The following is a 25354-nucleotide window of genomic DNA, read 5'->3' on the forward strand; positions in this document are numbered from 1 at the left end:
CCACCACCGCGCTCCCGTCGCCGTCACCGGGCGGTTGATCCGGCCGGAACCGGGGTTGGCGTCGGCTCGTCGGCGTGGGCGAGGTGACCGAACTGGCGCCACAGCCCCCCGACGAGCAGCGCCGAGCCAGCGAAGGCGAACCAGAACGGACCGGTCATCCCGAGCAGGGTGACCAGCGGGCCGCCAAGCGCCGCGCCGACCACCAGCCCGCCGAACCCGCTCATGGTGTAGATGCTGTTGACCCGACCCTGAAAGTAGATCGGAACCGCCCGCTGCAGAATGGTCAGGGCGGTGGTGCCCCAGGCAAAGGCGTGCGCCCCGAAGCCGAAGAGGATCGCCGAGGCGACCCAGGGCGAGGTGGTGACGGCGAGACCGAGGTGGGTGAGGGTTTCGATGATCAGCCCGGCCCGCATGATGTCCCCGAGGCTCACCCGGCGGGTGAGCCAGCCGTACCCGACGGTGGCGAGTAGCCCGCCGGCCGCCATCGCCGTACTGATCAGGCCGAAACCGACGGCACCGAGGCCGAGCCGCGCCTCGGCGTAGAGCACCAGGATGGACCAGGCCGCGCCGTAGGTGATGTTGAAGACCAGGGCGGTCAGGCAGAGCGTACGAACGGCCGGATGACGAACGGTCCAGCGGAACCCGGCCACGATGTCCTGCCGCAGATCACGGTGTTGACCCGCCGACTCCCGCTCCCGCGGTGGCAGCGACACCCGGGACACCAACAGCAGCCCGGCCGCGAGGAGAACCGTGTTGGTGGCGAAGGGCCAGGACCGACCGGCCGCGAAGAGCACGGCCCCGAGCGCCGGGCCGGCCAGTTTGTTCAGCGTGATGACCCCGGCCAGGACGCGGGCGTTGGCGACCGCCAGGTCCTCCCGACGCACCAGCATCGGCGTCAGCGTCCCCGTCGTGTTGTCCACGAACACCTCGGCGGCGGCGAGCAGTGCCAGCGTCAGCAGCACCACCGGCACCGACACCCGGTCGGTCACCAACGCCCCGACCAACACGCCGAGGGCGCCCACTCGGACCGCGTTAGCCACCAGCACGATGCGCCGCCGGTCGAGACGGTCGGAGAGCACTCCGGCCCAGAGGCCGAACACCAGCTGCGGTGCCCAGCGCAGCAGGGCCGCCAGCGCGACCAGGAGCGGGTTGGTGGTCAACGACGCCACCAGCAGCGGCCCGGCCGCCACCGCGATCCCGTCGCTCAGGTTCGTCGCCCACGACGAGGCCAGCAACCAACGGAACCCGCTACCCAACCGAGCTGGCGCGACCGCCTCGACGACTCTCCGCACACCGAGCACCGTACGAGGGCACCGGTCGATCGCAACCGAATTCCGCCCGCCCGCCGGCTCGCCGCCGGTGGCGCCCCGTCAGGGGCCGAACGGGTCCGGCCGCTGCTCCAGCAGCCGGTGCAGGGTCTGCTGAATCGTCTCCCGCACCTGGTCGGCGAGGTTGAACACGACCAGCGGGTCCTCGGCCGAGTCGGTCAGGTGCTCGGTGGCGATCGGCGGGCAGAACTCGATCAGCCATTTGCTCGGCAGCGGCACCATACCCAGCGGGCCGAGCCAGGGGAAGGTCGGCGTGACCGGGAAGTACGGCAGCTTCAGCAGCCGGGCGAGGGGCTTCACGTCGGCGAGCATCGGGTAGGTCTCCTCGCCCCCGACTATCGCCACCGGCACGATCGGGGTTCCCGTCCGCAACGCCGCGGAGACGAAGCCGCCCCGACCGAACCGTTGCAGCTTGTAGCGCTCCGCGTACAGCTTGCCGACGCCCTTGAAGCCCTCGGGGAAGACGCCGACCAACCCACCGGAGTCGAGCAGCCGCTCGGCGTCCGGGTTACAGGCGACCGTGCCGCCGCCCTTGCGGGCGACCGCCGACACCACCGGCATCCGGAAGACGAGGTCCGCGCCGAGCAGGCGAAGAAACCGGTGCCGGGGGTGCTGGTCGTGGAGCACCGCCGAGAGAATCAGCGCGTCCAGGGCCACGGTGCCGGAGTGGTTGCCCACCACGAGGCCGGCTCCCGCGTCGGGCACATGCTCCAGCCCGGTGACCTCGGTGCGGAACCAGTCGCGGTAGAGCAGCCGCAGCAGCGGGTGAAAGACGGATTCGGTCAGCTGCGGGTCGAACCCGAACTCGTCCACCTCATAGTCACCGGCGAGGCGTCCGCGCAGAAAGGCCAGCCCGCTCGCCACCTTCCGGTCCCAGTGGTCGCCGGGCTGCTCGGAGACCAGCCCGCCGCTCACGACCGCTCCCCGGCGGCGGCGGAGCGGACCTGCCGGACCCCGTCGAGCACCAGCTGCTCAGCGGCGGCGAGGCGTTCCCGGGTCACCACGATCCCGTTGCGGTGGGCGCGGATGAAGTCGTCGAAGGCGGCGGCGGTCGAGCGTGGGGTGAAGCCGTACTCCCGCTGGAGCCGGCTGGTGTCCACGACCCGACCGTGCACGAAGAGGTCGACCTGGTCCAACCCGTAGCGACCGAAGCCGAGCGTACGGGCCAGCGCGGCCGCCCCGGAGAGGCCCGGCTCCAGCACCGGCACCGCGACCCGGCCGGCCCGTCGAATGGCCTGGGAGAGCGCCAGCACCCCGGAGCCGGCGACGTTGTAGGTGCCGGGATGGTCCCGCACGACCGAGCGGTGCAGCACCTCCAGCGCGTCCTCGAAGTGCAGGAACTGCAGCCGCGGGTCGCGGCCGAACACGGTGGGCACCAGCGGTTGGGCGAAGTAGCGGGTGAGCGTGGTGTCGGCGGTCGAGCCGATGAACGGCGCGAACCGCAGCACGGTGGCGGTGACGTCGGGGCGGCGGCGGCGAAAACCTCGCACGTACCCCTCGATGTCCAGGATGTCCCGGCCGAAGCCACCGCGCGGTACCTCCCGCGGCTCGGTCTCCTCGGTGAAGACCGCCGGGTCACGGAAGGACGCGCCGTAGGCGGCGGTCGAGGAGCGGACGACGAGCTTGCGCAGCCGGGGCGCGTGCTGCGCGGCGGCGAGCAGCTGCATCGTACCGATGATGTTCTGCTCCTTCATGGCCGCGCGGCCCCCGTGCTGTGGATCGGGAGCACTGACCAGGGCCAGGTGCACGACGGCGTCAACGTCGAGGTCGGCGAGGAGGCCACCGATCGAACCAGCGTCCACCCGGACCCGCTCGACCCCGTTGAGCAGGTCGGTGAGCTCCCCACCCGCCGTGGGTGGATCGACTCCGATAACCCGCCCGACCCGCGGGTCGGCGGCGAGCCGCGCGGCGACGTGGGCGCCGAGGTAGCGGCTCACCCCGGTCACGACAACGACCCCCGGGGCACCGGAGGGGCCACCGGGGGTCATGCCGCACACCGTCCCCGGCAGGCGGGATCGAGCCGGAACATCCGCGGCTTGAACACCTAAGCCTCCGAGGGTCGACAGCTGGCACGCGATGACGGTGCCGGGACCAGCCCGGCACCGTCATCACTTGCCGAGACGGCGACGCTGGACGCGGGTCTTGCGCAGCAGCTTGCGGTGCTTCTTCTTAGCCATGCGCTTGCGGCGCTTCTTGACCACCGAGCCCATACGACAGCCTTTCGATGCAATGTGCGGGGCGGACCGGATGACACCGGCGTCCGCTTGCGGACAACGGACCGGACCTGCGGGACGGGCGGCGGAGCGCATCTGTGGTCACGGTCGGGTCCAGGGTAGCCGGGAGGCATTAGCAGGACCAACGCGGCCCCTCGATGCGGGTCGTCACGGCCGCTTCCCGCCCGCGAACGCCGACTTAGGCGGTTTCCTGGAAGGCGCCGCGCAGGTACTCGTGCACCGCGTGCTCGGGGACGCGAAACGACCGGCCGACCCGGACTGCGGCGAGCTCGCCGCTGTGCACCAGGCGGTAGACCGTCATCTTTGACACCCGCATCACCGTCGCCACCTCGGCGACGGTGAGGAACCTGACCCCCGACAGCTGACCGTCGGACCGCAACCCGGCCATGGCTCACCGACCCATCCCATGCCCGGCGCGTGCAATCCCGACGGGGCTTCCGACGGACCGGCGACGCGCGTGTTATCAGTACGGTAACGGGGCCGATGTGACCGGCGCGATCCCTTCGGACAAACCGTACTGATTCACACCAGCGGAGTCCTGGTGGGCCCGCCCCAGCCGCCTGGCGGCGCCGCTCGGCCTCGGCGGCTTCGACGAGAAGCTGCGCGCCTCGGAGGACGTCGAACTCCACGGAGCCCGGTGGCACCGGTGGCGCCACCGGTGCCACCGGACGAGCGCCCCGAGCCGCTTCCGGACGCGGACCGGGACTCCGTGCTGGGAGCGGGCACCAGTGTGTCAGGGTGCTCGGCGGGGCCCGACACCGGTAGATCATGACCTCCGCCGCGGGCGTGGCCACCGGCCCACCAGGCTCGGCTACCGGCCCACCAGGCTCGGCTACCGGCCCACCAGGGCGTGGGCGAGAAACCCCAGATTGGCGGGGCGCTCGGCCAGACGACGCATCAAATAGCCGAACCACTCCTCGCCGTACGGCACGTACGTGCGCACGGTGTATCCGTCACCGATCAGGCGGGCCTGATCGGCGGAGCGGATGCCGTAGAGCATCTGGAACTCGAACTGGTCCGGCCCGCGGTCGAACCAGCGGGCCCGGTCCTCGCCGATCGCGATCAGGCGGGGGTCGTGCGTGGCGAGCATCGGGTAGCCGGTCCCGGCCAGCAGAATGCTCAGGCAGCGTACGTAGGACCGGTCCACGTCCCGAGCGGACTGGTAGGCCACCGACTCGGGCTCCCGGTACGCGCCCTTACAGAGCCGAACCCGGGAACCGGCGCCGGCCAGCTGCCGGCAGTCGGACTCGGTCCGGCGCAGGTACGCCTGGAGCACTGCCCCAGTGGACGGATAGTCCGCGCGCAGCTTGTCGAGTATGTCCAGGGTGGAATCGGTGGTGGTGTGGTCCTCCATGTCGAGGGTGACCGTGGTGCCCCCGGCCTCGGCCGCAGCGCAGATCGCCCGGGCGTTGTCGTAGGCGAGCTGCTCGTCGAAGGTCTGCCCGAGTGCGGAGAGCTTGACACTCACCTCCGCGGCGGGGGTGAGCCCGTCGGCGGCGAGCGCCGCCAGCAGGTCCACATACTCGTCGCGAACGGCGCTGGCCTGCTCGGGGGTGACCGTGTCCTCACCGAGGTTGTCGAGGGTGACCGTGAGCCCGTCGGCAACGAGGGCGCGGGTGACCCGCAACGCGTCCTCGGGCCGGGGGCCGGCGACGAACCGGTGCACCACGTTCCGAGTGAAAGGGGATGTCGCGACGAGCCGCTCGCACCGCGATGACCGGGCCGCAGCGAGAATGACGGTACGAAGCATGGGTCGAAGAGTAGCGCTCATAGCAGCAAAAGGGCGGTGCCGTCACATCGCGCTACATCGACACGCCGGATGCCCAGGAAGTCGTCTACGGTGGGTGACGTGAACTTCGACGCGTACGCCCGGACCGGAGTTGATTTGATCAATATCCGGCTGGACGACCTCGACGCCCTCCGTTCGCTCTTCCCCGACGACATCTCGTGGATGCGGGACGCGGTGTCGGAGCGAGATCTCACCATCTTCCGACGGGCACAGAAGCGACTTCGCGACGTCTTCGAGTACGGCACCTCCGGACGGGACATGCACGCGGTCGCCGAGCTGAACGCCCTGCTGGAGGCGTATCCGGTGCAGCCGCGCATCTCCGGGCATGACTCCAGTAACTGGCACATGCACGTCACCAGCCGCGGCGCCTCGGTGAGTGCGGAGTACCTGGCCGGTGCGGTCTGGGGACTGTCGGTGTGGCTCTGTGAATACGGCAGCGCCCGCTTCGGGGTCTGTGCGGACGAGCGGTGCGGCAACGTCTATCTGGACACCTCGTCGAACTGCTGCCGGCGGTTCTGTTCGGAGCGCTGCGCCACCCGCTCCCATGTGGCGGCGCACCGGGCCCGCAAGCGGGCCGCGATCCGCGACCGGGTCACGGTGGCGGCGCAGCCCACCGCCCCGGCCGACAACCTGACCGCGATCAGCTGAGCGTCGGCCTTCCGCCGGGGACGCTCCGCCGGCTAGGCATCGGCTTCCCGGTCGCCCCGCCGTGTCGGTTCCGGCCCGGTGCGGGTTGCGGCCGGGAGGTCGAGGTGCTGACGGGCGAAGGCCAATGCCGCCCGTAGGTCCGTCTCCCGGACCGCGCGGCTCTTCGCCCGCCGGGTTGACACCTCCACCGCCACCGAGCCGGTGAAGCCTCGGCCGGCGAGCGAGCGCAGTAGCTCGGCGCAGGGCTGGGTCCCTCGCCCGGGGACGAGATGCTCGTCGCGCCCCTCACCGGTGCCATCGCCCAGGTGAACGTGGGCCAGGCCGGCGCCCATCCGGTCGGCCAGCTCCAGCGCGTCGGTGTGGGACGCGGCGCAGTGCGACAGGTCAAGGGTGTAGGTGGGGTATCCCGTCCCGGTCGGGTCCCACCCCGGGGCGTACGGAACGAACTGCCGCCCCGCCATCCGCACCGGATACATGTTCTCGACCGGGAAGCTGATGCCGCTGAACCGCCCGGCGACCTCGGCCAGGCCCTCGACGAAGTTGCGGGCGTAGTCCCGCTGCCAGGTGAACGGGGGGTGCACCACCACGGTCGGCGCGCCCAGCGTCTCGGCCAGCTCACCGGAACGGCGCAACCGCTCCCACGGGTCGGCGCTCCACACCCGCTGGGTAACCAGCAGGCACGGGGCGTGGACGGCGAGCACCGGCACGCCGTAGTGCTTGGCCAGTCCGGCGAGCGCGTCCGTATCCTGGCTGACGGCATCGGTCCAGACCATCACCTCGACGCCGTCGTAGCCGAGCGTCGCAGCCAGCTGAAAAGCCGCCGCGGTCCGCTCGGGGAAGACCGACGAGGTGGATAGGAGAACCGGAACTCGGGAGGGCACGGTATCGAGGGTAGCGGGCACCGAGAGGGATCTTCCGGATGAACCTTAGCAAATACCGCGGATGTCGAGGAAGTGTCACATCGGTGCGAGCTGATCCAGGCGGCGCAGGATCACCCCCTCCCGCAACGCCCACGGGCAGATCTCCAGGGTTCTGATGTCCAGCCGGCGCATCACCGCCTCGGCGACCACCGCACCGGCCAACAGCTGATGCGCCCGGCCGGCGCTGACCCCGCCCAGCTCGACCAGCTGCGCCGGGGGAATGTGCCGGATGAACCCGAGCACCTGCCGTAGCCCGGACCGAGTAAGCCGACGGCGGGCCCAGATGCCCGCCCCGGAGGGGGCCGCCCCCGCGAGGCGGGCCAGGGTCCGGAAGGTCTTCGAGGTGGCGACCGGGCGCTCCCAGCCCACCTTGTTCAGCTCCCCGGCCACCGCGTCGAGCTCGCCGTCCACGTACGCCCGCAGCCGCTCCACCTGCTCGGCCCCGGGCAGGGTGGTACTGCCCGCAGCGACCCGGAGCTGGCGGCGGGTGAGCCGGCCAGCGCCCAGCGGCAACGACACCGCCGCGTCCGGATCCTCGTCGATGCCCGCGGCGATCTCCAGCGATCCCCCGCCGATGTCGAGCACCAGCAGCCGTCCGGCCGACCAGCCGAACCAGCGGCGCACCGCGAGAAAGGTCAGCCGGGCCTCGTCGGCGCCGGTGAGGACCTCCAGACGAACCCCGGTCTCCGCCTGGACCCGGGCCAACACCGCCACCGAGTTGGTGGCGTCCCGAACCGCGGAGGTGGCGAACGCGATCAGATCGTCGGTGCCCAGCCCGAACGCGGACTCCTTCGCGGACGCGACCGCCCGCACCAGGGAATCCGCACCGGCGGTGGTGAGCGCGCCATCCGGGCCGATCTGCTCGGCCAGTCGCAGCACCGCCTTCTTGGAGTGCGCCGGCCAGGGATGTGCGCCCCGGTGCGCGTCCACCACCAGCAGATGCACCGTGTTGGATCCAACATCAAGGACGCCCAGCCGCATGAGGCAAACCCTAAAGGCAACACCCAGCCGCGGCGCGCTGGGCCAGCCATCCGCTGACGCGTACGCTGGTCAGGTGAGCGGGCAGATCGAGCTCCGGACCCGGCCGGACGATCCACGCGGCCGGGAGATCCCGCTGGGCTTCCCCCGGGAGTGGATCGAATTCGGCGACCCGGCCGACGACACCCACCTGATCCGGGCCGACCTGACCTGGTTGCTATCCCGGTGGACCTGCGTCTACGGGCGTGGCTGTCACGGCATCGACGCCGACCGTCCCGCTGACGGCTGCTGCTCACACGGCGCGTTCTTCACCGACTCCGACGACGAACAGCGGGTCCGATCGGCGGTCAAGCGGCTGACCCCGGAGACCTGGCAGCACCACCGGCGGGGCTTCCAGAACTGGACCGAGACCGACACGGTGGACGAGAAGACGCCCGGCCGACGAACGGCCACCCGGCCCGACGGCCCCTGCGTCTTCCTCAACGACACCGACTTTCCCGGCGGGGCGGGCTGCGCCCTGCACGCCCAGGCGCTCCGCGACGGCGCCCACCCGCTGGAGTACAAGCCGGATGTCTGCTGGCAGCTGCCGGTCCGCCGCGAACAGGAATGGGTCCAGCGCCCGGACGGCACCAAGGTGCTGCTCTCCACACTCGGGGAGTTCGACCGCCGCGGCTGGGGCGCCGGCGGGCACGACCTGGACTGGTGGTGCACCTCGTCCCGGGACGCGCACGTGGCGGCCGAACCGATGTACGTCTCGTACGCCCCCGAGCTGACCGCCCTGATCGGTGCGCCCGCGTACACCGAGTTGGCCGCGTTGTGTGCCGCCCGCGCCCGCCGCGGGCTGGTCGCCCCGCACCCGGCCGACCCGGACTGACCACGCACCACCCAGGCGCGGGCCGGGGCTCAGCGCGGACCTCCGGTCACGGCTCGAACTTGTAGCCCAGGCCCCGCACGGTGACGATGTAACGGGGAGCGGACGGCTCCGGCTCGACCTTGGACCGCAGCCGCTTGACGTGCACGTCGAGGGTCTTCGTGTCGCCGACGTAGTCGGCCCCCCAGACCCGATCGATCAGCTGGCCCCGGGTGAGCACCCGACCGGCGTTGCGCAGCAGCAACTCCAGCAGCTCGAACTCCTTCAACGGCAGCTGCACCGGGGCGCCGCCAACCGTGACCACGTGCCGCTCGATGTCCATCCGAACCGGGCCCGCGGCCAACGTTGCCGCGCCGGTCTCCACCGTCTCGACGCTCTTGCGGCGCAGCACCGCGCGGATCCGAGCGACGAGTTCCCGCGGCGAGTACGGCTTCGTCACGTAGTCGTCGGCGCCGATCTCCAACCCGACCACCTTGTCGATCTCACTGTCCCGGGCGGTGACCATGATGATCGGCACGTGCGACCGCTGCCGGAGCTGCCGACACACCTCGGTGCCGGACATCTCGGGGAGCATCAGGTCGAGCAGCACGATGTCGGCACCGGTCCGGTCGAACTCGGTGAGGGCCGAGGTGCCAGTCGCAGCAACCGAAACCTCGAAGCCCTCCTTACGGAGCATGTACGACAGGGCATCGGAGAACGACTCCTCGTCCTCGACCACCAGAACGCGGCTCAACGGAGGTTTCCTTTCAACTGTCACGTCTGCTGGGACTCGGCCGGTTCGGCCTCGATCTCAGCCGAGGGCGGTATCACCAAAAGGTCGTCCGGGGGGCGGGCGGGGAGCCGGAGGGTGAACGTCGAGCCCTCGTCGGGAGTGCTCGCGACCTCCACCCGTCCGCCGTGGTTACTGGCGATGTGCTTGACGATGGCGAGCCCGAGACCGGTACCGCCGGTCGCGCGGGATCGGGCCTGGTCGGCCCGGTAGAAACGCTCGAAGATCCGGTCCACGTCGCTCGGGCCGATCCCGATGCCCTGGTCGGTGACGGAGATCGTGACGTGTTCGTCGTCGCGCCGGGCGGTGATCCGGACCGCAGTGTCCTCACCCGAGTAGTTGATGGCGTTCTCGACCAGGTTCGACACGGCGGTGGCCAGCTGGGTGTCACTGCCGTACACCGTCAGTCCCCGCTCACCGTCCACCACCACGTCGATCCGGCGGGCACTGGCACCGGTCCGGGTCCGATCCACCACCTCGCCGACCACCCCGTCCACGGCGACCGGCTCCGGCGCGGGCTGCGGGTCTGCGCCCTGGAGCCGGGTCAGCTCCAGCAACTCCTGCACCAACCGACCCAGCCGGGTCGACTCATGCCGGATCCGCTCGGCGAACCGGCGAGTGGCGACCAGATCCTCGGAGAGCTCCGACTCCTCCTCGTCGACCGGCTCGGTCGCGTCCAGCAACGCCTCGGCGAGGAGTTGGAGCGCCCCGATCGGGGTCTTGAGCTCGTGACTCACATTGGCCACGAAGTCTCGCCGGACCCGGGCCAGCCGGTGCGACTCGGTCACGTCAACGGCTTCCACGGCAACGTGGCCGCCGCCGAGGCCGACCGCCCGCAGGTGCACGCCGAGCGGATTCTCCGCGGCGACGCCGTCGCTCCCCCGGGGCAGGTCCAGCTGGATCTCTCGCCGTACGCCGGTCCGCCGCACCTGCCCCGCAAGGGTCCGGATCAACGGATGGGCAACGACCGTGCCCGGCGTGCCGCCAGCGCGGAGCAGCCCCATCGCCCGGGCTGCCGGATTGACCAGGACGGGACCGTCGTCGTCGGCGAGCACCACGACGCCGACCCGGAGGGAGTCGATCGTCCGGCGACCGAGGCCGGACGGTGAACCATCGTTGATCGCGTGCCTCCCACCGAGTCGAGGAGAGCCGGACTGGTGACTCCCGAACCCGGTCGATCCACCTCGGCGTGCCAGGACGAGCCGGGTCAGCAGCACACCGACCGCCAGTCCCGCAGCCACCGCGACGACCACCACTACCCACTCCACCGGGCGATCCTAGGTCCTGGTTAACCCAGCACCCGAACAGACCAGGACGAAACATCCTCACTTTCGCGGGTATTCACCGCCCCGTCCGGCCCCGTTCACCAGGGCGTTTCCTCCGGGACCCGGCGCCGCGGGATCACTCGACCCGCGTCAGCGGCCCTGGTTCGCCACCGCCGCAGCAGCTTCCTGCGCCGCCGCCGGGTCCAGGTAGGTGCCGCCGAGCGTCATCGGGCGCAGCTGCGGGTCGAGGTCGTACCGCAGCGGGATCCCGGTCGGGATGTTCAGCTTCGCGATGGCCTCGTCGCTGACCTGGTCCAGATGCTTGACCAATGCGCGCAGCGAGTTGCCGTGCGCCGCCACCAACACGGTCCGGCCAGCCAGGATGTCCGGCACGATCGAGTCGTACCAGTACGGCAGCATCCGCTCGACGACGTCCTTCAGGCACTCCGTCCGCGGCATCAGCTCGGTCGGCAGCAGCCGGTAGCGCGGGTCACCGACCTGCGACCACTCGTCCCCGTCCGCGATCGGCGGCGGCGGCGAGTCGTACGAGCGGCGCCAGCGCATGAACTGCTCCTCGCCGTACTCGTCGAGGGTCTGCTTCTTGTTCTTGCCCTGGAGGGCGCCGTAGTGGCGCTCGTTGAGCCGCCATGACCGACGCACCGCGATCCAGTGCCGGTCCGCGGTGTCCAGCGCCAGCTCCGCGGTGCGGATCGCCCGGCGCAACAGGCTGGTGTGCACCACGTCCGGCGACAGGTTGTGCTCCCGCAGCAGCTCGCCGCCACGACGCGCCTCGGCCTCTCCCTTGGCGGTCAGGTCCACGTCAACCCAGCCGGTGAAGAGGTTCTTGGCGTTCCAGTCGCTCTCGCCGTGTCGCAGCAGGACCAGCGTCCCGATGGTGGGCCCTTCACTTGCAGTCATGTCGGCCATCCTCCCCCACCGGCCTAACCGTCGCGCGGGAAGGGGTGCTGACCAGCACCGGAAACCGGGCGGCGGCGGGCCCACCCCGACCCTCCGCTCGGCTCCGCCCCAGCACTAGTTTGTAACGCGTTGCGCGGACACTGATCATTACGGAAGCGGGGCGTTGGGTGCGAACGATGCGAGGTTGGTTAGTCGAGACGGCCGGTGGCCTCCCCCGCTCCTTCTGGTACCTCTGGACCGGCACCCTGATCAACCGGCTCGGCTCGTTCATCCTCATCTTCCTCGCCATCTACCTCACCCAGGAGCGGGACTTCTCCGCCGCCCAGGCCGGCCTGGTCCTGGGGCTGTGGGGAGTCGGCGGCGCGGTGGGCACCACCGTCGGTGGCACGCTCGCAGACCGGTGGGGCCGCCGGCCCACCCTGCTCACCGCACACCTCGGCGCCGCGAGCATGATGCTCGCCCTCGGCTTCGCCCGGGGCATCTGGTCCATCGCAGTCGGCGCCCTCCTACTCGGGCTCTTCGCCGAGGCCGCCCGGCCCGCCTTCGGCGCCATGATGATCGACGTGGTGCCGGCGAAGGACCGGCTGCGTGCCTTCAGCCTGAACTACTGGGCACTCAATCTCGGCTTCGCCTGCGCCGCGATCCTCGCGGGGTTCGCGACCGGGGCCGGCTACCTGCTGCTCTTCGTGGTTGACGCGGTCACCACCCTGATCATGACGCTGATCATCTTTCTCAAGGTGGGCGAGACCCGCCAACCGGTGGGCGTCACCGGCGGGCCGAAGGCCCCGACCGGGGCGCTGCGCACCATCCTGACCGACCGGATCTACCTCGGGTTCGTGGCGTTGAACCTCTTCGCCGCGATAGTCATGCTCCAGCACATCTCGATGCTGCCGATCGCGATGGCCGACTCGGGGCTGACTCCCGCCACCTACGGCTCGGTGATCGCACTCAACGGGGTGCTGATCGTGGTGGGCCAGCTCCTCGTACCACGGTTGATCAGGGGTCGTAGCCGGTCTCATGTGTTGGCGCTGTCGGCGGTGGTACTCGGGGCCGGGTTCGGGCTGACCGCGTTCGCCGAGACCGCCTGGTTCTACGGGCTGACCGTCCTGATCTGGACCGTCGGCGAGATGCTCAACTCGCCGTCCAACGCCACCCTGATCGCCGAGCTCTCCCCGAGTGAGCTACGCGGTCGATACCAGGGGGTCTTCTCGCTCTCCTGGCAGATCGCCGGCGCCGCGGCACCGGTGCTCGGCGGGCTCGTCCGGGAGGGGGCCGGCAACGCCATACTCTGGCTGGGCTGCGCCCTGCTCGGCGGACTGGTGGCGGCGGCACACCTGATCTCCGGACCGGCCCGGGAGCGCCGGGCCGCCGCGCTGCGGGCAGTCAACCAACCGCCGCCAACCCCGGTCGGGCAGCAGCAGACCACAGAGGTGGGGTGAGCTCCCGCAGCCGGGTGCCGCGGCCACCGGAATACGCGAACGCCCATCGCGAGTTCGTCACGATGGGCGTTTCACTGCTACGACCAACGTGAGTTCGTCACGGTGAGCGTTTCGCTATGTACGACCGGCGGCGGCGGGCGACACTCACCCCCGTAAGCGGCGCCCGCTCACGCCGCCGGTCAACAGGTGGACACCGTCCCCCAACGGTGTTGTTCCACCCGTCCCCGCGCCACACTCGATGCTCGGATCTGATTGATCCTCCGCTCCCCCGAACGGAACCGAGCGTTGCACGGTGCAATAAAGTTAGTTCGCCCAGAATGCGGATACAAATCGACCGGCTGTCTCACCGGTCACAAACCGGCTGCCCCGCGGTCCGGCCCGCCCTCCGGCCACCAGCGGTCTACCCGCCGGCAACTCCGGCAAACAACTCATCCGTCCTCCCGATCGGGTGACTCGGTACGGAAAAAGTTGCTCATTCTGCCGTCCCGCAGCCGCTCCTGATAGATCAAGTTCAGCTTCCGCAGGTCAAAAGTCCGGAACCATTCCTGCCATGTGATTTCACGCACCCGCGGGCTCTGCCGATACCCCGGCATGTTGAAGGTGAGCACCCCGGCTCGGCCATCCCGCTCGGTGCCCCGGATCGTCGCCGGCTTCGCGTTGCGCTCCCGCGCCCACCGCCGGATCACCTCGTGGTTCGTGGTGACCAGGCTCCGGCCCGGACGCTCCGGCCGATCGGTCAGGGCGGCGATGACCTGCGAGGACCGCACCGACCGCGAGGTACGGGGCCCGGTACGCACCGCGGCGCCACCCGTCGACCGCCCGCCGGACGCCGCCCGGCGGCCCGGCCCCTTCGTCCCGCCCGATCGGCGCTCCGCCCGCAAGGTCTTCACCAGCGTCCGCACCAGCTCCGGCTTGCGCAGCGCGGAGGTGCCGGAAACGCCGTGCTCGCGCAACTGCCCCCGGAGCTCGTCCACCCGCATCCGGGAGATCGCGGCTTCGGACACCTCCGGCGTGTTCGGGGTCTGGTTTCCTGGCCGGCGTGCGGTCCGGGTCGCCGTACCACCGCGGCCTGCGCTGCTTCGCTGAGCCATGGAACGCTCCTCCGCCAGTCCGTCCTCGGCGCGCGGCCGGTCCCAGGTACCGCACCGCACACCGGGGCGTACCCGTCAGGACAGCGTCGAATCCCCACGGGCAGCGGTCGGGTTCCCGGCAACAGGCGTCCCGGCCGCGCCCGGGTTGTCGGCAGCAGACGCCCCGGCCGTCGGCGCGGACCCGCCGTCAGCCGGCGCGGACCCGCCGTCAGCCGGCGCGACCAGGTGGGCGAAGGCCGCGAGGTTGGCGGTCGACTCGCCCCGCCTGACCCGCCACTCCCACTCCCGCCGGATCGAACTACCGAAGCCGATCTCCAGCATCGTGTCGAAGGACTCGTCGGCGTACGTGAGCACCGACCCGAAGAGCCGATCCAACTCGTCGGCGTCCACGCCCGCCGAATTCACCCGACCGGTCAGGTAGACGTCACCGACCGCGTCGATGGAGAACGACACCCCGTACATCCGGGCGTTGCGCTGCAGCAGCCACGCCCACAACTCCTCGCGGCGCTCGTCGGGCTGGCGCATCACGAACGCCTCGACCCGCAGCGCGTACTCGCCGATGATCAGGTTGCAGATCGTCCGCAGCTTGTGGGTGCCCGGCAGGGTCACCGCGTACGAGTTCGGGCCGGTCGCCTCCCAGGCCAGGTCCCGCTCCGCGCAGACCGACTCGATCAACGCCCCGAGCTCGCTTCTCCCGTTCACCGCCCCACTCTACGACCGCTCCCGCCCCGCCACGGCCCACGCCGGTCCGGCCTCCGTCCGTCGCTGGCGATCGGTGGCGGTCCTCACCGGGCACAGGTGGCGAAGTCAGACGATCGGGTTTGGTACTCGGCGACGGCCTCGCCGTAGACCTCCAGCAGGTCGCGCACCGTCCGATCCCAGGAGAAGCTGCGGGCGTGGCGTTGCGCGCCATGGGCCAGGGTCGCGCGCCGCCCGACGTCCGGCAGCAGGCGACCCAGCGAACGGGCCCACGCGACCGGGTCGTGGCCCTCCACCAGGACCCCGCTGACATCGTCACGTACCGCGGTGATCAAACCGCCGACGGCGGCCGCCACCACCGGCGTGCCGCAGGCCTGCGCCTCCAACGCGACCAGTCCGAAGCTCTCGTTGTAGGACGGGACCGCCACCAGGTCGGCCGCCCGGTACAGGGCCGGCAGGTCGTCGCCGGTCTGCGGCGGCAGAAACCGAACCCGATCGGCGATCCCCAACTCGACGGCCAGTTCGATCAGGCGAGTCGGCCGCTCGAGCCCGCTGCCGCTGGGGCCACCGCAGACCACCACCGTCATGTCGTCGGCGAGCGCCGGGTCCCGCTGGCGCAGCGCCGCCGCCGCGCGGATCAGCACGTCGGGTGCCTTGAGCGGCTGGATCCGGCCGACAAAGGCCACCACGTACCCACGCTCGGGCAGGCCCAGCCGACGACGGGCGAGGACCTGCGCCCGGGCCCGATCACCGGCTGGGGGGCAGAACCGGTCCAGGTCCACCCCCGGCTCGACCACCTCGACCCGGGTCGGGTCGGCGTCGTACCGCTCGATCAGCTCACCGGCCTCGGTCTTGGTGTTGGCGACCAGCCGATCGGCCTCGGCCACCACCTGCTCCTCACCGATCACCCGGGCCTTGGGTTCCGGCCGGTCCCCGGCGGCGAGCTGCGCGTTCTTGACCTTGGCAAGGGTGTGCGCGGTGTGCACCAGCGGAACCCCCCAACGGTCCTTGGCCAGCCAGCCGACCTGCCCGGAGAGCCAGTAGTGCGAGTGGATGAGGTCGTAGTGCCCCGCGGCCCGGGCGGCCTCGGCCCGCAGCACCCCCGCGGTGAACGCGCAGAGCTGGCCGGGCAGCTCCTCCTTGGTCAGCCCACCCAACGGTCCGGCGATGATGTGCCGGACGTGCACGCCCGGCACCATCTCGACCACCGGCGGCAGGTCGGCGGCGGTTGACCGGGTGAAGATCTCGACCTCCACGTTGGCCTCGGCCAACCGCCGGGCGACTTCCAGGATGTAGACGTTCATCCCACCCGCGTCACCCGTGCCGGGCTGGTGCAGCGGCGACGTGTGCACGGAGAGGGTCGCGATCCGGCGGGGCCGGGGCCACGGACGGGCACCTCGCTGACGACCGACACCGGTGTGCTGTTCCGCCACGTCCGCTCCCTCTGTCACGGTTGCCGTCCCGCACGACCGGCGCTTCTCGGTCAACCTCCACGCCGAGTGTCATCTTCCCGATCGGGGATCGGTAATTCCTCCCGGCCATCCCCGGGCGTGACGGACCTCATCGCCCCCGTGCTCGGGCGCGGGGTCAGAATGGGCGGATGACTTCCGTCGCCGTCGTCACCGGGGCATCCAGCGGGATCGGGGCCGCCACCGTCCGCCGCCTCGCCGCCGAGGGGTTCCACGTGCTGGCCGCCGCCCGGCGTACCGACCGCCTCGCCGACCTGGTCCGGGAGGTCGAAGCCGACGGGGGCTCGGCCACCGCGGTCGGCTGCGATGTGACCTCGGACGAGTCGGTGGCCCGCCTCGCCGCCGCGGCGGCGGCCGCCCCCGGTCCGGTCACCCTGCTGGTCAACAACGCCGGGGGAGCACGCGGCCTGGACCCGGTGGAGACCGGCGCGGTCGGTGACTGGCAGTGGATGTACGACGTGAACGTCCTGGGCACGCTGCGGGTCACCCAGGCGCTCCTGCCGGCATTGGTCTCCTCCGGAGCCGGCACGATCGTCGTGGTGTCGTCAACCGCCGGCTTCACCGTGTACGAGGGTGGGGGCGGCTACGCCGCCGCCAAACACGCGCAAACCGCGGTCGCGGGCACCCTGCGGCTGGAGCTGTGCGGCCGGCCGGTTCGGGTCGTCGAGATCGACCCCGGGATGGTACGGACCGAAGAGTTCTCGCTGGTCCGCTTCGGCGGGGACGCCGACCGGGCGGACGCCGTCTACGCCGGGGTGTCCGAGCCGCTGGTCGCCGACGACGTGGCCGACTGTGTCGCCTGGTGCGCGACCCGCCCGCAACACGTGAACGTGGACCGGCTGGTGGTCCGGCCGTTGGCGCAGGCCGCGCAGCACAAGGTCCACCGGGCCGGTTGAACCAGGTGGTGGCGGTGCCGGCACGACGTCCGCTCGGCGTCGTGACCCGCGGGACGACGAACCCCAACCGGCTGCGCCGGGTGGACAACTGGATCGCCACCACCTGCGGGGACGTGCTGCGTACGGCAGCGGACCCGCTCGTGGTGGACCTGGGCTACGGCGCCACCGGGGTCACCGCCGTCGAGCTGCGCTCCCGACTGGCCCATGCGGTCCGCCCCGACGTACGCGTGGTCGGGCTGGAGATCGACCCGGTCCGGGTCGCCGCCGCCCAACCGGTCGCCGACCCACCAGGGCTCACCTTCGCCCGGGGCGGCTTCGAGCTGGCCGGGCTCCGCCCCGCCCTGGTCCGCGCCTTCAACGTGTTACGCCAGTACGACGAGGGTGCGGTGGCGGGCGCCTGGGCGACGATGACCGGCGCGCTCGCCCCGGGCGGACTGCTGGTCGAGGGGACCTGCGACGAGTTGGGGCGGCTCGGCGGATGGGTGCTGCTCGACGAGGGCGGCCCCCGCACCCTGACCCTGGGTGCCCGGCTGGCCACCCTGGAAAGCCCGGCCCGGCTCGCCGAACGGCTCCCCAAAGCCCTGATCCACCGCAACATCGCGGGGGAACCGATCCACGCCCTGCTCCAGGCCCTGGAGAACGCCTGGCGGGCAGCCGCCCCCTACGCTCCCTTCGGTCCCCGCCACCGCTGGCTGCGTACGGTGGCCGCCGTCCGCGCCGCGGGCTGGCCGCTGGCGTACCAGCCCCGGCGCTGGCGCCAGGGCCTGGTCACCGTTGACTGGGCGGCGGTGGCTCCCCGCTGACCCGGCGACTAAGCGGCGGTGGTGCCCCGCGGGCCGTCGCTGGGTGGCGACACTCCCCCGCTGACCGCTGCCCCGGCCGGATCAGAGGGCGCAGTTGATCAGGACTGGTTCGGGGTGCAGGGTCACGTCGAAGCGGGCCTGCACGCCGTGGCGAATCTCGCGGGCCAGGCGCACCAGGTCCTCGGTCCGGGCGGTGCCGGAGCGGTGGGTCAGCGCCAGGGTGTGCTTGGTGGAGATGGTGACGACGCCTTCCGGGCCCGGGTGGCCCCTGCCGAAGCCGGCCTTGTCGATCAACCAGGCGGCACTGACCTTCACCGTGCCGTCGGCACCGGGCCAGGACGGCGGCTCGCCGAGCTCGCCGGCCCGGTCCCGCAGCCGCTCGTAGTCGGCCCGGTCCAGCACGGGATTGGTGAAGAACGAGCCCACCGACCAGGTATCCGGATCGTTCGGGTCGAGCACCATGCCCTTGCCCGCGCGCAGCCGCAGCACGGCAGCCCGGGCCTTCGCCAGTGGTACCCGGTCACCGACCGCCACGTCGAGCGCCCGGGCGAGTTCGGCGTAGCGAACCGGGCCGGACAGCGGCGACCGGGCGAGACGGAAGTCGACCGACAGCACCACCCACCGGTCGCTGTACTTGAAGATGCTGGACCGGTAATTGAACCCGCAGTCGCGGGCCTCGATCCGACCGGTGGTGCCGGCCTCCCGGTCGTACACCTGCACCCCGGTGATGGTCTCGGCGACATCCTGCCCGTACGCGCCGACGTTCTGGATCGGCGTCGCGCCGGTGGAGCCGGGTATCCCGGACAGGCACTCCAGGCCGGACCACCCGTTGGCCACGGTGCGGGCGACCAGGTCGTCCCAGGGCTCGCCGGCCTCGACCCGCACCGTGACGGTGTCGGGGTCGGACTCCACGACCTGCAGCCCCCGGGACCGGACCAACACCACTGTCCCCGGGAAGCCCGCGTCGCCGATCACCACGTTGCTGCCCCCGGCGAGGACCAGGATCTGCTCGCCGCGCTCCCCGGCCTCCCGCACCCCGCGGACGAGGTCGTCCGCGCTGGTGGCGGTGACCACGCGGGTCGCCCAGCCGCCGAGGCGCAGTGTCGTGTATCGCGACAAGTGACACTCGGCGTCGTGTTGGGTGCCGGATGTCGACTGGAGAACCTCTGCCACGCTCATCACCCTAAGCTGAGGGGTAGCCGTGGCACCCACTGGTGGCCCGGTCACCCCCGGGAGGATGGCGATGAACAGAACGCATGGCACGAAGGACTTCTGGATCGGGGCGCTGCGGGCGGAAGGGCCGGCCTTCGCCGCGGCGATCGCCGAAGCACCCGCCGACGCTCCGGTGCTCTCCTGTCCCAGCTGGACGGTGACCGACCTGACCCGGCACCTGGCAAGTGTCTACCGCTGGGTGTACGGGACTGTGTCCGCAAATTCGGTTACCCCGCCGACCCTCCGCTCCGAGCTGGTGGAGCCGGATCCGGGCGAGACGGACCTTCAGCTGTGGCAGCAGGCGTACGACGAGTTGCTGGTGCGTTTCGACGCGCTGGACGTGGAGGCGCCGGCGTGGAACTGGGCACCGCAGCCGAAGAAGGCCGGCTTCTGGCCTCGCCGGATCGCGCACGAGACGGCGCTGCACCGCTGGGATGCCCAGCTCGCCATCGGTGCGGGTGACCCGATCGAGACGAAACTCGCTGCCGACGGGGTGAGCGAGGTGCTCGACACCTGCCTGCCGGCCGGACGGCGTCCGAATCATGGGCAGTGGCACGGAGTCGTACACCTTTCGGCCTCCGACGCCGGACAGGAGTGGTTCCTGCGGTTGCGCGGCGAAGGGGTCGCCCTGCTGGATACCGCCACGATCTTCGATGACCACGATCACCACGCCCGGGTCCAGGTCGTCGGCACCGCCAGCGATCTGTTGCTCGCGCTCTGGGGGCGGGTCAGTTTCGACACCTTGGCGGTGACGGGCGAACGCGCGCTCCTGGCTGGTCTCCGGACCAGCTGAGGCCGGGGAGAGCGCTCTCTTGACATTCGGTGACGCCTCGGGAGACGCTGCGCGAACGGAGGGAGCTGTCCAATGAGCGCGCTTCACTTTCCGGCGAACTTCCGCTGGGGCACGGCCACGGCGGCGTACCAGGTCGAGGGCGCGGCCCGCGAAGACGGCCGGGGGCCCTCGATCTGGGACACCTTCAGCCGTAAACCGGGAAAGGTCTACCAGGGCCACACCGGCGATGTCGCCTGCGACCACTACCACCGGTACGCCGACGACGTGGAGCTGATGGCCGGGCTGGGAATCCAGACGTACCGGTTCTCGGTGTCCTGGCCCCGGGTCCAGCCAGACGGCACCGGCCCGGTCAACCGGCGCGGGCTGGACTTCTACGACCGCCTGGTGGACGCCCTGCTGGCCCGGGGGATCGACCCGATGGTCACGCTCTACCACTGGGACCTGCCGCAGACCCTGCAGGACCGGGGCGGCTGGACCGCCCGGGAGACCGCGGAGCACTTCGCCGGGTACGCCGCCGCCGTCCACGGTCGGCTCGGTGACCGGGTGGACTCCTGGACCACCCTCAACGAGCCGTGGTGCTCGGCGTACCTGGGCTACGGCAACGGGGTGCACGCTCCCGGCATCGCGGACCCGGGCGCCGCCTTCACCGCCGTACACCACCTGCTGCTCGGGCACGGCCTGGCGGCCCGGGCGCTGCACGCGGCCGGCGCGGCGACCGTCGGGATCACGCTCAACCCGGCCGACGTCCGCCCCGCCGACGCGGTCAGCGCCGCCGACGCCGCCGCGGTACGCCTGGTCGACGGGCTCCAGAACCGGATCTTCCTGGACCCACTGTTCCGGGCCGCGTACCCGGCGGATGTGCTGGAGCACGTCGCCCGAATCGTGCCGCCGGCGTTCCTCCGGGACGGCGACGAGAAAGTAATCGCCACCCCGATCGACCTGCTCGGCGTCAACTACTACGCCCCCCTCTACGTCGCTGGTAAGCCCGATGGCGCCGGCGGTGGCGGGGCGTTCCCCGGCACCGCCGGGGCGGTGGAGTTCCTGCCGCCCGCTGGACCGCTGACCGACATGGGTTGGATGATCGAGCCGGCCGGGCTCACCCGGCTGCTGGAACGCCTCGCCACCGACCACCCGGGCGTGCCGCTGATGATCACCGAAAACGGGGCGGCCTTCCCGGACCACGCCACGCCTCCGGGCGGCCCGGAGCGGCCGGCGACGGAGGGGGACAGCGGAGTATTCGACACCGACCGGATCGCCTACCTCGACGGGCACCTCCGCGCCGCGCACGAGGCCATCGCCCGTGGGGTGGACCTACGCGGTTATCTCGTATGGTCGTTGCTGGACAACTTCGAGTGGGCCGAGGGCTATCGGAAACGGTTCGGGATCGTCCACGTCGACTACCGGACCCAGCGACGCACCCCGAAGGCGAGTGCCCGCTGGTACCACCAGGTGATCTCCCGGAACGGGCTCTGAGCGGGAGGTCGAACCGGGAACGGGCGCTGCCCCGGGGGGAGGGCGATGACGACGGCGCAACGACCGACGCTCGAGGCGGTGGCGCGCCGCGCCGGTGTCTCCCGAGCCACCGTCTCCCGGGTGGTGAACGGCTCCACCACAGTGGCCGAGCCGATCCGCGAGGCCGTCCGCCGAGCCATCACGGAACTTGGGTACGTACCGAACCTGGCCGCGCGCAGCCTGGTAACCCAGCGAACGGACTCGGTGGCGTTGGTCATGCCGGAGGCGGCCACCCGGGTCTTCTCCGACGACCAGTACTTTCCCGGCATCATCCGCGGGACCGCCCAGGAGTTGGAGGCGGCCGACAAACAGTTGGTGCTGATGCTGGCCGGTTCGCCGGCCGGGCACGAGCGGGTGGAGCGGTACACCACCGGCCGGCACGTCGACGGGGTGCTGTTCGCCTCGCTGCACGGCGCCGACCCGCTCCCCGGCCGGCTGGCCCGGCTGGGCATTCCGGTGGTGTGCAGCGGCCGGCCGCTCGGCGGCACCCCGGTCCCCTACGTCGACGTTGACCACATCGGCGGGGTGAACCGGGCCGTCCAACATCTGATCGACAGCGGCCGGCGGCGCATCGCCACCATCGCCGGCCCACAGGACATGGTGGGCGGGATCGAACGGCTGACCGGCTACCAGGCCGCGATGGCCCCGGCCGGGCTGCCGGAGTGGGTGGCGTACGGCGACTTCACCCGCGAGTCGGGGGTGGCCGCGACCCGGCGGCTCCTCGCCGAGCACCCCGACCTGGACGCGATCTTCGCCGCCTCCGACCTGATGGCACACGCCGCCCTGCGGACACTACGCGCGACAGGGCGACGGGTGCCCGACGATGTCGCGGTGATCGGCTTCGACGACATCGAAACCGCCGCATACACCGACCCGCCCCTGAGCACCGTCCGCCAGCCGATCCAGGAGATCGGCCGGCGGATGACCCGCCAGCTGCTGCGTCTCGCGGCCGGTGAGCCGATCGAACCGGCGGTGGTGCTCCCCACCGAGCTGATCCTCCGCGACTCTGGCTGAGCCCACCGACGAAAACCAAATCGAACAACCGTCGGGACTGTACTAGCGTCACCTCGTGCCCCAACTCCGCCACGTCTCCGCCCTCGCCGAGGCCGAGTACGCGTACGCCTACGCGTACGCGTACGCCAGCGTCGAGGCGGTCGCCGCGTGAGCGCCGCGTGAGGATCCGCGCCGCGCAGCCCGACGACGCGCCCGCCGTGGTGGCGCTCCGCACCCGAGTACTTCCGCACCTGGTTCGCGGGGTGGCGTCAACCCGCCAGATGCTCTCCCAACCGGCCCCGGGCCAGCACTGGACCGCGTTCGTCGCCGAGGTGGACGACGAGATCGTCGGTTGGGTCTCGACCTTCCGCAACGCCAGTTCTTCCCGAAGCGTCGGCGAGATCTCGCTGCTGCACGTCCACCCCGAGTATCGGGGACACGGCCTCGGCAGTGGGCTGCTGACCGCCGTCCTGGACCATCTCGCCCCGCTCCGGCTTCCCCTGCTGCGCGGGCGGGTGCTACCCGAGTCGTTGCCATACGCTCGGCGGCGCGGTTTCCTACCCAGCCGCGAGGAACGCTTCTCCGTGCTCGGGCTGACCGACCTGCCGCTCCCGGCCGTCCCCCCGGGCGCTCGGCTGGTGCCGCTGTCCGAGGTTGACCCACACCAGGTGTACGAGGTGGAGCACGACGCCAGCCCCGACGAGCCGGGGGACGTCGCCGTCGACGCTCTCAGCTACGAGCACTGGCGGGCCGACACCTGGGACAACGTCGGCCTGGATCGGGAGGCCAGCACCGGCGTCGAGGTCAACGGCGTCCTGGCGGCGATCAGCCTGGTCAAACGGGACGGTTCGCGGATGTGGTCGGACTTCACCGCCTCCCGGCCGGAGCACCGGGGGCGAGGGCTCGCGACGGCGGCGAAGCTGGGTGCCCTACACCGGGCCGCGGCCAGCGGGGTGACGGTCGCGTACACCGGCAACGACGAGGCGAACAAGCCGATGCTCGCGATCAACGAACGTCTCGGCTACCGGCCGGTCGCCACCCAGTGGAGTTGTCTCCGGGAGGTGAGCTGAGCGACGGCGCGTTCCCGCCGTCCTGGTCGGCCCCGGTCAGCCCGACGGTGATCGGCTGACCGAGCACGCGGCGGGCCAGCAGAGCGGCGCCCGCGACGGCCGCCGGCATGAGCAGCACGGCGCCGAGCGGGATCAGGAAGCTGACAAACACCGCCACCCCGAAGCCGAGTGCGGTCGGCCGGTCGGCCCGGAGGGCGGCCCGCCGGTCGGACAACCGCAGCCCACGCCGGTAGAAGGGGGCGCCGACCAGTTCCACCGCGAGGAGCCAGCCGCCGATGGTCGCACCGAGTGCCGGCACCACGGTCTGACCGACCACCGGGATGAAACCGGCGACAAAGAGGGGTACGCCGAGCAGCACCGCCAACCCCACCAGCCGCAGTGAGTCGACAATGCTGTGCCGCAGCGACGACCAGCACGGCACGTCCACCGCGTTGGGCGTACCGCCGAGGCCGTCCTCGACCCGTTCGGAGATCTTCTCGTAGAACGGGTCCCCGATGACCAGTGTGACGGCGGTGAACGCGACCACCGTGAGCAGGCCACCCAGCCCGAGCAGCGCCAAGCCGGCGGCTACCCGCGTCAGACCTCGCCCGGCGGCGGACCAGTCGTCGGCGAACGGCGTGATCACCGCGGCCAGATCGTCCACGAAGTAGACGAGCGCACCGAACGCGGCGACGAAGAACACTCCAGAGATCAGGGCTGGTAGGACGCCGAGCAGCATCAGGCCGGGGTTGCGGAGGTAGAGGCCGATGCCACGCAGGAAGAGGCCGACACCGGCGAAGAATCGGCCGGCCGCCCCGGTCAGGGGCGCGGCGAAAGCGGGGGATGCGTTCATGCTCGCCGAGCCTAGCCACGCCGAGTTCCACCCGGGTTAGCCAGCGATCTCCGCCCGGTCTGCCGAGGTCCGGCAGCTCGCGGACACTACGCACCCCCTCCCCCGGACCAACACACGTCCCTTTCACCCAGTTTCGTGGGTTTTTTCGTGTTCATGTTCATTCGCAGCTTTCCTAGCCCTAACGTCCGAATCGGCTGCTACCACCCGCCTGGTAGCCGAGAAGCACCATGCCCGGTCCGCCCCGGCGCTGGCAGCTCCTCACCACACGGGGAAGGAGATCGACACCGCGATGAAGCACCAACACCACACCAGATCTCCTGGCGCAAGCCAGGCAGCAGCGCGACGACGACGCCGGTGGGCCGTCGGCCTGGCCGGCGTGACCGGCCTCGCCCTCACCACCGCCGGCCTCACCCCCGCCGCCAACGCCAGCAGCAACAGCAGCAACAACAACAACAACAACGCCAACGCCGTCGAACGACCCCGCACCACCACCGCCGGCGACCACCCCCAGAACGCCAACCAACCCCCCAACAACCACCAAGGCGACAGCAAAGACCAGGGGAAGAAGAGCAAGGACAAAGAGAAGACGGAGAAGGGCATCCCGGTCCCCTGCGGCGCCGACGCCCTCATCGCCGCCATCACCCTCGCCAACGCCCGCGGCGGCGCCACCCTCAACCTCACCAAAAACTGCACCTACCTGCTCACCGCCGACCTCGACGGCGCCGGCCTGCCCGCCATCACCACCCCCATCACCCTCAACGGCAACAAACACACCACCATCGAACGCGCCGCCACCACCAACCAGTTCCGCATCCTCACCATCAA

25 protein-coding genes and 2 pseudogenes are annotated in these 25354 nt (G+C 71.2%); 10 read left to right on the forward strand and 17 right to left on the reverse strand.

Annotated elements, in window-relative coordinates; genetic code table 11:
* Positions 1-23: 23 nt before the first annotated feature.
* From T398_RS16680 to T398_RS16710, 7 genes and pseudogenes are all read right to left on the reverse strand, one after another.
* Complete coding sequence (locus tag T398_RS16680; RefSeq protein ID WP_496448022.1) at positions 24-1292, reverse strand: MFS transporter; 1269 nt, start codon at positions 1290-1292, stop codon at positions 24-26.
* A gap of 78 nt (positions 1293-1370) precedes the next feature.
* Positions 1371-2243, reverse strand: a complete 873-nt coding sequence (locus T398_RS16685; protein ID WP_496448024.1) for a lysophospholipid acyltransferase family protein — start codon at positions 2241-2243, stop codon at positions 1371-1373.
* On the reverse strand, positions 2240-3316 hold the full coding sequence (locus T398_RS16690; protein WP_496448026.1) for an NAD-dependent epimerase/dehydratase family protein: 1077 nt from the start codon (positions 3314-3316) through the stop codon (positions 2240-2242). Before T398_RS16690 ends, T398_RS16685 begins: the two co-directional genes overlap by 4 nt.
* Before the next feature lie 120 nt (positions 3317-3436).
* Positions 3437-3538 (reverse strand): 30S ribosomal protein bS22, encoded by a 102-nt coding sequence (locus tag T398_RS16695; RefSeq protein WP_007465623.1) that lies wholly within the window; start codon positions 3536-3538, stop codon positions 3437-3439.
* 202 nt (positions 3539-3740) lie between these two features.
* Positions 3741-3950 (reverse strand): helix-turn-helix domain-containing protein, encoded by a 210-nt coding sequence (locus T398_RS16700; RefSeq protein ID WP_018221542.1) that lies wholly within the window; start codon positions 3948-3950, stop codon positions 3741-3743.
* A gap of 236 nt (positions 3951-4186) precedes the next feature.
* Positions 4187-4339 (reverse strand): annotated as a pseudogene (locus tag T398_RS16705) (ABC transporter ATP-binding protein); the annotation flags it as partial.
* Between the two features lie 55 nt (positions 4340-4394).
* Positions 4395-5312, reverse strand: a complete 918-nt coding sequence (locus tag T398_RS16710) for a proline dehydrogenase family protein (protein ID WP_496448028.1) — start codon at positions 5310-5312, stop codon at positions 4395-4397.
* 99 nt (positions 5313-5411) lie between these two features.
* Here T398_RS16710 and T398_RS16715 point away from each other — a divergent pair, with 99 nt between their 5' ends.
* Positions 5412-5999: a CGNR zinc finger domain-containing protein gene (locus tag T398_RS16715; RefSeq protein WP_496448030.1), complete on the forward strand. Its 588-nt coding sequence runs from the start codon at positions 5412-5414 to the stop codon at positions 5997-5999.
* A gap of 32 nt (positions 6000-6031) precedes the next feature.
* On the opposite strand, the gene T398_RS16720 is transcribed toward T398_RS16715, so the two are convergent.
* Both T398_RS16720 and T398_RS16725 read right to left on the reverse strand, forming a co-directional pair.
* Positions 6032-6880: a sugar phosphate isomerase/epimerase family protein gene (locus tag T398_RS16720; RefSeq protein ID WP_496448032.1), complete on the reverse strand. Its 849-nt coding sequence runs from the start codon at positions 6878-6880 to the stop codon at positions 6032-6034.
* Between the two features lie 75 nt (positions 6881-6955).
* Positions 6956-7900 (reverse strand): Ppx/GppA phosphatase family protein, encoded by a 945-nt coding sequence (locus T398_RS16725; RefSeq protein ID WP_496448033.1) that lies wholly within the window; start codon positions 7898-7900, stop codon positions 6956-6958.
* A gap of 73 nt (positions 7901-7973) precedes the next feature.
* On the opposite strand from T398_RS16725, the gene T398_RS16730 reads away from it, so the two are divergent.
* Positions 7974-8771, forward strand: coding sequence for a DUF3109 family protein (locus tag T398_RS16730; RefSeq protein WP_496448034.1), 798 nt, complete (start codon positions 7974-7976; stop codon positions 8769-8771).
* A 46-nt stretch (positions 8772-8817) separates the two neighbouring features.
* Here T398_RS16730 and T398_RS16735 read toward each other — a convergent pair whose 3' ends face one another.
* The 3 genes from T398_RS16735 to T398_RS16745 form a co-directional block, all read right to left on the reverse strand.
* The gene (locus T398_RS16735) at positions 8818-9501 is read right to left on the reverse strand and encodes a response regulator (protein ID WP_026322591.1); all 684 of its coding nucleotides are present in this window, start codon (positions 9499-9501) and stop codon (positions 8818-8820) included.
* A 20-nt stretch (positions 9502-9521) separates the two neighbouring features.
* Positions 9522-10805 (reverse strand): sensor histidine kinase, encoded by a 1284-nt coding sequence (locus T398_RS16740; RefSeq protein WP_496448037.1) that lies wholly within the window; start codon positions 10803-10805, stop codon positions 9522-9524.
* Between the two features lie 147 nt (positions 10806-10952).
* Positions 10953-11720, reverse strand: a complete 768-nt coding sequence (locus T398_RS16745; RefSeq protein WP_026322589.1) for a phosphoglyceromutase — start codon at positions 11718-11720, stop codon at positions 10953-10955.
* Between the two features lie 176 nt (positions 11721-11896).
* Between T398_RS16745 and T398_RS16750 the strand changes: the two genes are divergently transcribed.
* Positions 11897-13159, forward strand: coding sequence for an MDR family MFS transporter (locus T398_RS16750; protein ID WP_496448039.1), 1263 nt, complete (start codon positions 11897-11899; stop codon positions 13157-13159).
* A gap of 428 nt (positions 13160-13587) precedes the next feature.
* Here T398_RS16750 and T398_RS16755 read toward each other — a convergent pair whose 3' ends face one another.
* The 3 genes from T398_RS16755 to mshA form a co-directional block, all read right to left on the reverse strand.
* Positions 13588-14250 (reverse strand): hypothetical protein, encoded by a 663-nt coding sequence (locus T398_RS16755; protein ID WP_496448041.1) that lies wholly within the window; start codon positions 14248-14250, stop codon positions 13588-13590.
* 75 nt (positions 14251-14325) lie between these two features.
* Positions 14326-14952, reverse strand: a complete 627-nt coding sequence (locus T398_RS16760; protein ID WP_496448043.1) for a type III secretion system chaperone family protein — start codon at positions 14950-14952, stop codon at positions 14326-14328.
* Positions 14953-15035: 83 nt separating this feature from the next.
* The gene (mshA, locus tag T398_RS16765; RefSeq protein ID WP_496448044.1) at positions 15036-16382 is read right to left on the reverse strand and encodes a D-inositol-3-phosphate glycosyltransferase; all 1347 of its coding nucleotides are present in this window, start codon (positions 16380-16382) and stop codon (positions 15036-15038) included.
* 167 nt (positions 16383-16549) lie between these two features.
* Here mshA and T398_RS16770 point away from each other — a divergent pair, with 167 nt between their 5' ends.
* Both T398_RS16770 and T398_RS16775 read left to right on the forward strand, forming a co-directional pair.
* On the forward strand, positions 16550-17314 hold the full coding sequence (locus T398_RS16770) for an SDR family NAD(P)-dependent oxidoreductase (protein WP_496448045.1): 765 nt from the start codon (positions 16550-16552) through the stop codon (positions 17312-17314).
* 5 nt (positions 17315-17319) lie between these two features.
* Positions 17320-18117, forward strand: a complete 798-nt coding sequence (locus T398_RS16775) for a class I SAM-dependent methyltransferase (protein ID WP_496448063.1) — start codon at positions 17320-17322, stop codon at positions 18115-18117.
* 81 nt (positions 18118-18198) lie between these two features.
* Here T398_RS16775 and T398_RS16780 read toward each other — a convergent pair whose 3' ends face one another.
* Positions 18199-19296 (reverse strand): UDP-N-acetylmuramate dehydrogenase, encoded by a 1098-nt coding sequence (locus T398_RS16780; RefSeq protein ID WP_496448046.1) that lies wholly within the window; start codon positions 19294-19296, stop codon positions 18199-18201.
* Between the two features lie 64 nt (positions 19297-19360).
* Here T398_RS16780 and T398_RS16785 point away from each other — a divergent pair, with 64 nt between their 5' ends.
* The 4 genes from T398_RS16785 (at position 19361) to T398_RS16800 (ending at position 23697) form a co-directional block, all read left to right on the forward strand.
* On the forward strand, positions 19361-20122 hold the full coding sequence (locus tag T398_RS16785) for a maleylpyruvate isomerase family mycothiol-dependent enzyme (protein ID WP_496448047.1): 762 nt from the start codon (positions 19361-19363) through the stop codon (positions 20120-20122).
* Positions 20123-20194: 72 nt separating this feature from the next.
* Positions 20195-21595 carry a GH1 family beta-glucosidase gene (locus T398_RS16790; RefSeq protein WP_496448049.1) on the forward strand — a complete coding sequence of 467 codons (1401 nt, stop codon included), beginning with the start codon at positions 20195-20197 and terminating at the stop codon, positions 21593-21595.
* A gap of 45 nt (positions 21596-21640) precedes the next feature.
* Positions 21641-22648 (forward strand): LacI family DNA-binding transcriptional regulator, encoded by a 1008-nt coding sequence (locus T398_RS16795; RefSeq protein ID WP_496448050.1) that lies wholly within the window; start codon positions 21641-21643, stop codon positions 22646-22648.
* 158 nt (positions 22649-22806) lie between these two features.
* Positions 22807-23697, forward strand: coding sequence for a GNAT family N-acetyltransferase (locus T398_RS16800; RefSeq protein WP_496448052.1), 891 nt, complete (start codon positions 22807-22809; stop codon positions 23695-23697).
* Here T398_RS16800 and T398_RS16805 read toward each other — a convergent pair.
* A complete protein-coding gene (locus T398_RS16805; protein ID WP_496448054.1) occupies positions 23633-24529 on the reverse strand; it encodes an EI24 domain-containing protein in 897 nt (298 codons plus the stop codon). The genes T398_RS16800 and T398_RS16805 overlap by 65 nt on opposite strands.
* A gap of 289 nt (positions 24530-24818) precedes the next feature.
* Here T398_RS16805 and T398_RS16810 point away from each other — a divergent pair.
* A pseudogene (locus T398_RS16810) lies at positions 24819-25354 on the forward strand (right-handed parallel beta-helix repeat-containing protein); the annotation flags it as partial.

Source organism: Salinispora goodfellowii (assembly GCF_059570675.1).